Annotated in this window: 5 protein-coding genes; all 5 read left to right on the plus strand. The window is 45.0% G+C overall.

Going from position 1 to position 8479, the window contains the following annotated elements; all coding sequences use genetic code 11:
- Positions 1–37 precede the first annotated feature (37 nt).
- Positions 38–1504, plus strand: a complete 1467-nt coding sequence (locus A1D16_RS07580) for a hypothetical protein (RefSeq protein ID WP_290708755.1) — start codon at positions 38–40, stop codon at positions 1502–1504.
- Positions 1505–1573: 69 nt separating this feature from the next.
- Positions 1574–2173: a hypothetical protein gene (locus A1D16_RS07585; RefSeq protein ID WP_290708756.1), complete on the plus strand. Its 600-nt coding sequence runs from the start codon at positions 1574–1576 to the stop codon at positions 2171–2173.
- A 3-nt stretch (positions 2174–2176) separates the two neighbouring features.
- Positions 2177–4006, plus strand: a complete 1830-nt coding sequence (gene uvrC / locus A1D16_RS07590; protein WP_290708757.1) for an excinuclease ABC subunit UvrC — start codon at positions 2177–2179, stop codon at positions 4004–4006.
- A 95-nt stretch (positions 4007–4101) separates the two neighbouring features.
- The gene (locus tag A1D16_RS07595) at positions 4102–7515 is read left to right on the plus strand and encodes a PAS domain-containing protein (RefSeq protein ID WP_290708758.1); all 3414 of its coding nucleotides are present in this window, start codon (positions 4102–4104) and stop codon (positions 7513–7515) included.
- Between the two features lie 5 nt (positions 7516–7520).
- Positions 7521–8479: hypothetical protein (locus A1D16_RS07600; RefSeq protein WP_290708759.1), on the plus strand; the 959-nt coding region annotated here is incomplete at its 3' end.

The following is an 8479-nucleotide window of genomic DNA, read 5'->3' on the forward strand; positions in this document are numbered from 1 at the left end:
GTTGGAAAAAGTTCAGGTATCCCTAACCGGAAGAGAAATGGAGCAACAATTTTTTGAGGACGAATTTGAGCAGTTTCTTCGTGAAAATGCTGATCAACACAGGATGTATCCTTCCGATGGGGTGTGGACCAATATTTACCGCAGGTTTCACCCCGGAAAAAGGAGAACGATGATCGCCATACTGCTGCTGCTGGTTCTGTCAGGTGTATTCTGGCTGGCCACCCATACCGTATTACCGCACCGGCAAGCAAAATACCCGGCTTCTTCTTCAACAGAAAATACCGATTTTCACCAGCATTTTTCCTCCGTTACGGTGGATGATATTATTGAAAAGCTTCGGGCCAAATCATTTATGCCACCGTTGACAATTGAAGCACCGGTAGCTCTTAAACCATTGAGCATTTCGCGCGAACTTCGCCCCTCCCTGGTAACCATACCCACCATCTTCTCCGCTAATTTTGGCTATGCCAGCCAGTTTTCCATGTCGCATTGGGATTTGGTACTACCCCGCCTTACCCTTCCTGTATACAATTTATTCAGCTTACCGGTTCGCCCGCTTAACCCAGACCTGGTTACTGCAAGGGCTGCTGTTCCCAACGAAGAAGAGCTATCCGCAGATCTTTCTTCGATCGCTGCCTCAGACAATATGGAAACCGCACTGCCCCCTTCCCTGGAACAACTTAATAAAGTAGCGGCGCAACCCTCAATTCAAAAAAACAGGCCCTTCTCTCATCCGCCAATTTCTGCGCCAGCGGTGGTGGTTCCGTCCGCCCGGCATAAAAATAAATGGGAAACTTCTTTTCATTTTGTTCCATCAGTTGGATACAGGAACCTCTTTGAAAGCAGGAACTGGATAACTTATGGCAACTCACCCCTCATGGTTAGCCGGCTGAATGTTAACCAGTTTGTAGATCATAAACCAGCCATTGGTTTTGAACTGGGCGGCGGTATGCGATACCGGCTGAACCGTTCACTTGTATTGAAAACAGGTCTGCAACTGAACCTGACCAGGTACAGCATCGGTGCTTTTGCGCACCCCAAGGAAAGAACCATGGTTGCCCTCAACCCAAGCCTGGGCTTCCGGCCAGATACTCTGATCACCACCTCCAATATCCGCAACCTAGCAGGTAACCGACCAGCCCGTTTGCATAATGCCTATTTGCAGATATCCATGCCGATTGGTGCAGAGTTGAAACTTTTTGGCGATGAACGGCTCCAGGTAAACCTTGGAGGTTCTCTTCAACCAAGCTACCTGCTGAACACCAACCAATTGCAATTGAGCGGCGATTTCAGCAACTATGTGAGCGAACCCTCCCTGCTGCGGCGCTGGAACCTGGCCAGCAGTATGGAAGTTTTTGTTACCTACAGATCGGGTAAGGTGAACTGGCAAATTGGTCCGCAGTTCCGTTATAACCTGCTATCCACCTTTAAGAAAGAATACCCCATCAAGGAAAACCTGATGGAATACGGCCTTAAAATCGGCATAACTCACCCGCTTCGTTAATTTTTCACCACGCTGTTGTCGCCGGTGGGCTATTACCCGACCGGTCAAAAGGATTACGTAATTTCGTGTATGCAATGTTTAAATCGAGTGTTTTACCTGGCCGGACCAGCAATGCTGGTGATCGCATTATCAGGTGGTTGTAATGAGCCTGCTAAAATCTCTGAAAAGCAAGCCGCTACCAGTACACCTTTCCCTATTGCCGATTATATCCGGTCGCAGCTCCAGGAAATAGATTCGCTTCAGTTACCGGTAACGCTGTACCGCACAGGCGCAGAAGGAAATGATACTACCCTGCTTTCAACAAAGGATTGCCTTGAGTTAGCTAGGCCCTTTACCGAACCCGATATTGCCAAACCAGACGTAGCCAGCCATTTTACAGAAAGCAGTTTTGCAGATCAATCAATACCCAGTATCACTTTCAACTACTTGTCAAAAGAGGAAACAATGCCCCTGAAAAGAGCGGATGTGGTACTGCAACCCAACCCATCCGTTTCAGACAAGGTTCGTAGCATTTATCTGGAAAAAGCCTTTTCAATCGGAGATACACTTGTGCAGGAAAAACTTTTCTGGAACGATGGACATTATTACCAGATCATCCGGACGAAATCTGCAGGAGCCTCCAACCCCATTCAATCCACCCTTAAAGTAGTTTGGGACCCAACCGAATAAGGAATGACTGCCGCAGAATTTCAACAACTAGCTTCCACTATCCCACTATCGCCGGGTATTTATAAATACTTCGACAGTAGCAATACGTTGTTATATGTTGGTAAAGCCAAGAGTTTACGCAAACGGATCAGTTCTTATTTCTCAAAAACATTTACCAGTTACAAAACCCATGAACTGGTGCAGCGCATTGCCCGTATTGAATTTACGATCGTAGACTCCGAACAGGATGCATTTTTACTGGAAAATGCCCTGATTAAACAATACCAGCCCAGGTACAATATAGACCTGAAAGACGATAAAACCTACCCCTATCTTGTCATCAAAAAAGAACCTTTCCCCCGGGTATTTTTTACCCGACAAAAAATCAACGATGGCTCTGAATACCTCGGCCCCTTTACTTCCGTGGGCAAAGTCCGCGAACTACTGGACTTTATCAAACTGACTATTCCGCTCAGAACCTGCAAGCTCAACCTGAGCAGTGCCTCTATTCAGAAAGGAAAATATAAAGTTTGCCTCGAATATCATTTAGGTAATTGCAAAGGCCCCTGTGAAGGCCTTCAGACAGAAGAGGACTACCGCGAGGGACTACTGCAATTAAGAAACCTCATGAAAGGCAACCTGGGGCCAGTTATGCAACAATTCAAACAGGAAATGCAACTGCATGCCACTAATCTCCGGTTTGAAAAAGCAGAAATGATGCGGCGCAAACTGGAATACCTTGAACAATACCAGTCCAGGTCAGTAATTGTGAGTAAACACCTGGGCAACCTGGATGTTTTCTCCATTTTAAAAGAAGGCGATATTGCTTATGTTAATTACCTGATGGTACAACATGGCACGATCGTACAAACACATACCATACAGTTGGAAACCCATCTGGATGAAACAGAAGAACAGGTATTGCGTTATGCCATCGGGCAATTGCGGGCCTCCTTTAACAGTTTAGCCGATGAACTGATTCTACCCTTTGAATTACCCGAGTTTCAGGAAGAAGCAATTGAAGAAGAAGTACGCACGATTACCGTTCCAAAAGCCGGAGATAAAAAAAAGCTCCTGGACCTTTCCCTCAAAAACGTAAATTATTTCAAGGACGAGATCCGAAGAAAAAAAACCTTACATCTCGAAGGGAAGTCCGATTTCGAAAAAAAACAGGTACTCTACCAGTTAATGGAAGATTTGCAGCTGCCTGAATTGCCTGTTCATATAGAATGCTTCGACAATTCCAATTTCCAGGGTGCCTTCCCGGTTTCGGCCATGGTATGTTTCAGGGAGGGCATCGCCAGCAAAAAAGACTACCGCCATTATAATGTAAAAACAGTGGAAGGCATTAACGATTTTGCCACCATGAAAGAAGTAGTTACCAGGCGGTATAAACGGCTAAAAGACGAGCAGGCCTCCCTTCCTCAACTGGTAATAATCGACGGCGGAAAAGGCCAGTTAGGAGCTGCTATGGAAGCCATCCATGACCTTGAGTTAACAGGTAGCATGACATTGGTTGGTTTGGCAAAAAATGAGGAAGAGCTATTTTTCCCGGGCGATTCTGATTCGCTTCGTTTACCCTATAACAGCGAATCCCTTAAACTGATTCGTCGTATCCGCGATGAAGTACATCGATTCGGCATTAGTTTTCACCGCAACCAACGTAGTAAAGGAACTTTTAAAAACGAACTGGAAACTATACCGGGTATCGGAAAATCAACCGCCACCCGATTATTACGGGTTTTTCGCAGCATTGCTCAAATCCGCGAAAAAACAATGGAAGAACTGGAGCCGGAAGTAGGCAAAGCGAAAGCAAAACTGGTTTACGACTATTTTAATGGTACGAATGCCTGAAAAACTACTATTTTTCTCTTAGGACTGCTATCGATATAATTCCAAGTTTCGCTGATTGTTCACCCTTTAAAGAGCATAATGTAACTTAGATGGCAATGGTTGATTTTCTTCTCAATGAAATCCCCTATCCGGCTGTGGTATTACGCATCGCTGATGATGAACCTGTATGCATAACGCATTCCAATAAAGCTTTTCAGGAAACTGATCAGCTGGGTACAACCATTTGCGCAAGCCCTGCTTTAAACCATTGGGTTAAGAAAATAAAACTGCATAAAAATACCGCTCCAGTCCAATCACTTCAAAAGGACAAACTGGTAATTGACGGTCCTTTTTCCAGCAAACTGTTGCTGGAATTAAGCCTGTTGCCGGGTTCCGGCACTGCCGAGCGCCAGTTATTATGCACTATTCCGCCGGTCCATCAGCCAACGCCGGGTAATAGTTACAGTTCCTTGATAGCAGGCACCACCGACCTTTGTGTAATCCTGAACAAGGCCGGCGAATACACTTATTTAAGTGCCAATTTTCCCGCAATGCTGGGTTACGACGCAGCAGAACTAATGGGCACCAACTCGCTTGAACTGGTACATCCGGATGATATATCGGCCACCAGGCAGGCATTTGAGCGACTGGGGTCTGAACTGAGTGTACAAGCCCCCCCTTTTCGCTATAGAAAAAAAGATGGCTCCTGGTGTTGGCTGCAAAGTGTAGGCACCAATTTACTGGAACTACCCTCCGTGCAGGGATTTGTTATAAACAGCATCGATATTACGCAATTAGTGGAAGCACACCAGTTGCTGAAACAAAACAATGAACGCTACCAGTTGATCTATAAAGCCAGCAATGATGCTTTATACGATTGGGATATTGAAGCCGACAGCTTCTATTGGGGCGAAGGCTTTTACCGGCTATTCGGTCATTCCGCCAAAACAACTCCCTTCCGCCTGGCCAATTGGATTGAACTTACCCACTACCAGGATGCCGAAAAAAACAAACAACGCTGGGACGAATTCCTGAAAGACACCCAACAGAATAGCTGGATAAATAAATTCCGCTTCCGAAAAGCAGATGGCAGTTATGCCTATGTAGAAGAAATCGCTTACCTGATCCGCGACAAAGAAGGCCGGCCACTCCGAATGATCGGATCCATTCGCGACAAAACCGAATCCAAACTTGTTTTATTACGAAAACTGATTGAACAGGATATAACGGATTTATTCAAATCAACCGATACCTTACCGGCAATTCTGCAAAGAGTAACCGACTACCTGGCACAGACCGGAAACTGGTCGCTGGCAGAACTCTGGTTGTTAAACAACCGGCAGGATAAGATAAAGCTGGTAGCTTATCATTTAAACCCACAAACAGAAAAAGCTTTTTATCCAGGCAGTCAACCAGTACAGGAATTTTCACCCGGTAACGGTTTACCAGGTACAGTATGGAAAAATAAACAACCCACCTATTGGGACCAGACCAGTATTCAGAAAAATTTTATCCGCAAAGAAGCCGCCAGCAAAGCCAACCTGAAAGCCATTAGCGGTTTACCTATTTTTGATAATGGGCAAATACTGGGCACACTGGTATTGGGAAAAAATACTGACCTGGAAGAACAGCAAGCTAACCTTGAAATACTTGAATCCATACTACCATCGCTTGGTACAGAAATCCGGCGGAAACAGCAGGAAGAAGAAATGCGACTGGTATTTGAAAGCGCTCCGGATATTCTGGCTATTGTTTCACCGGAAGGTTATTTCACCAGGGTAAATCCTACTTTTTGCGCTATAATGGGCTATTCCAGCCAGGAACTTACCAGCCGCCCTTATCATATGTTTATTCATCCGGATGACGTAATGCAAACGCTTAAAGAATTCGGAGAAATTATTCCGCTCAATAAAAAAGCGGTCAATGTTGTTAACCGGTATATCACCAAAACTGGCGAACAACGTTGGATTTCCTGGAGCAGCTCCGAAATTTTCGGAAGTGAAAAACTGGCCTTTGCCTATGGTCGGGATATTACAGAAATGAAAGAGCTGGAAGACCTTATTGACAACACTTCCAAACTTGCCAGGGTAGGAAGTTGGGAAATCAACATGAGCGATAAATACATCTTCTGTTCCAAAATTACCCGCCAGATTTTGGAACTAAAAGATGGACTTCAGTTAAGGTTGAATAACCGGCTGGAATATATCCGCCATAGCAGCCGGGAACGAGTGCGTAAGCTATTGCAGGAAGTTCTTTTTGATCAGAAACCCTGGGATATAGAGGTAGAAATCCGAACAGCAAAAGGCGCATCGAGATGGGTGCGGTTAATCGGCCAGGCCAGTTTTCACCAGGGAAGATGCGTACGGATTTACGGAAGTATCCAGGATATTCATGAAAAGAAACTGGTACAACTGCAACTCGAAGAGGCCAACGACCGCTTTGAACGGGTTTCTTCAGCAACCAACGATGCTATCTGGGATTGGGACCTGATTCATAACCGGCTGATCTGGAACGATCGTTTCAGTAAAATTTTCGGCTATCCGGTTAAAGCAGAAGGTACTGGGCCAAATGAATGGAAAGACATGGTACACCCCGATGATCTGCCCCTATTGGGCAAGAATATCCGGGAAGCAACCAACGATCCCGAACACCATCACATCGATATCGAATTTCGTTTTCGCCGGTCTGATGGCAGTTACGCATACGTTTCCAATAAGGGTACCCTTATCCGCAATAAAGAAGGACAGGTAATCAGAATGGTGGGCGCACTTTCAGACATAAGCGTACGTAAAAACTTTGAATCCTCTCTGAAAAACCTGAACCAGGAATTAAAGCGCATTAACCACGAACTTGCCGGTTCCAATGCCGAACTGGAACAGTTTGCTTTTGTCGCTTCCCATGATCTCCAGGAACCGCTGCGCATGATTACCGGCTTTCTTACCATGCTGGAAAAGAAATACGGCCCTCAACTGGATGAAAAGGCCAATCAATATATCTATTTCGCCGTAGATGGGGCAAAACGGATGCGGGGTATCATTCTCGATCTATTAGAGTATTCCAGGGTGGGCAGGATGAACACCACCAGAGAACTGGTAGATGCCAACCTGGTTATTAAAGATGTGGTGCAACTATTACAAAATCAGTTGGAAGAAAAAAATGTAGGTCTTTCCGTACATCCAATGCCTTCTTTATACACATACAAATTACCCTTACAGCAGGTACTCCAGAATCTTATCAGCAATGCAATAAAATACAGCCAGCCAGGAAAACAACCACTGATAGAGGTTTCCTGCCAGGAATTGGACCAGTACTGGGAATTTTCTGTAAAAGACAACGGCATCGGCATCGAAGCAGCCTTCAAAGAGAAAGTGTTTGTTATATTTCAGCGGTTGAATTATACCCCTGAAATTCCGGGCTCCGGCATGGGACTGGCCATAGCAAAAAAAATTATTGACTGGCAGGGCGGAGAAATTTGGGTGGAATCAGTAGTCGGCGAAGGCAGTATATTTTATTTCAGGCTACCAAAATAAAAGCATTGCTTAAACTTACCAACCATATCCGCACCTATAGTATCCTGGCAATAGCCGCCCTGATTATTATTTCCTCTTTTATTGTTTTCTACCTGGGTTATCAGGAACAGATAGAAATCAATAAACAAATTTACCAGGAAGAAGAACAAAAAGAACGGCTGCATCTTATCCAGGCAAGTATTTCAAGAGCTGGAATTGACCTGCGGGATTTTATCTTATTCGGGCAGGCGGCCTCTATGGAAAAATCATTGGCTGAAATGAACAAAGCGGATAGCCTCTCCAGTATTCTTTCACCAGTTTCCACGCGGGAAACCAGCATTCAAAAACTGGGCTTTCTACTTAAGGAAGGCACAGGACGAATAAAGCGTATCGATAGCACTTATCAAAAACATGGGCAAGCTGCTGCCGCAGCTATTCTCCAGGAACATGGAATGCGCCTGTTTCGACAGGATATAAATTCCGTACTTCAGCGTTTAAAAGCTGATTCAGCCAGCCAGTTTGAACACTTACTACACACCGTTAAAATTATACGGTTAAGAAACATTATTGGTTTTCTTCTCCTATTTGTAGTTTCCTTTTTAATTCTACTGATGTTATGGCTTTATTTCAGGACCACTGAAAAAAGACTGGCAAAAAAAAGGGCGCGTTTGCAGGAGATTGTAGAACGCCAGGAACAATCAGAACAATTACTGCAAGGCGGCTATTTCGAATGGTATCCCGACCAAAAAAAGCTACTCTGCTCCAATGGATTTTATGCACTTTTTGATTGGCCGGCCGGAAAAGATGTTCCCCACCTCAACTGGGTACTGGATCGGGTAATAGATCCACAGGACCGGGAAATAATCCGGAGCTGGATGCAAGAAGTTCGTCCGGCCAAACGAATTTCCAGGCAGGTGCGGATCCAAACAGCCAAGGGCCATGAAAAAATTATCCAGATAGAAGGTTATCCCAGCAAAGCTCCGGT

Origin of the sequence: Flavihumibacter sp. CACIAM 22H1, assembly GCF_001601815.1 — a bacterium.
GTDB lineage: Bacteria > Bacteroidota > Bacteroidia > Chitinophagales > Chitinophagaceae > Flavihumibacter.

Bases quoted from the DNA above. Each gene is read 5' to 3' on its own strand.
- uvrC (WP_290708757.1), top strand. From the start codon at position 2,177: ATGACTGCCGCAGAATTTCAACAACTAGCTTCCACTATCCCACTATCG.
- A1D16_RS07595 (WP_290708758.1), top strand. From the start codon at position 4,102: ATGGTTGATTTTCTTCTCAATGAAATCCCCTATCCGGCTGTGGTATTA.
- A1D16_RS07580 (WP_290708755.1), top strand. From the start codon at position 38: ATGGAGCAACAATTTTTTGAGGACGAATTTGAGCAGTTTCTTCGTGAA.
- A1D16_RS07585 (WP_290708756.1), top strand. From the start codon at position 1,574: ATGCAATGTTTAAATCGAGTGTTTTACCTGGCCGGACCAGCAATGCTG.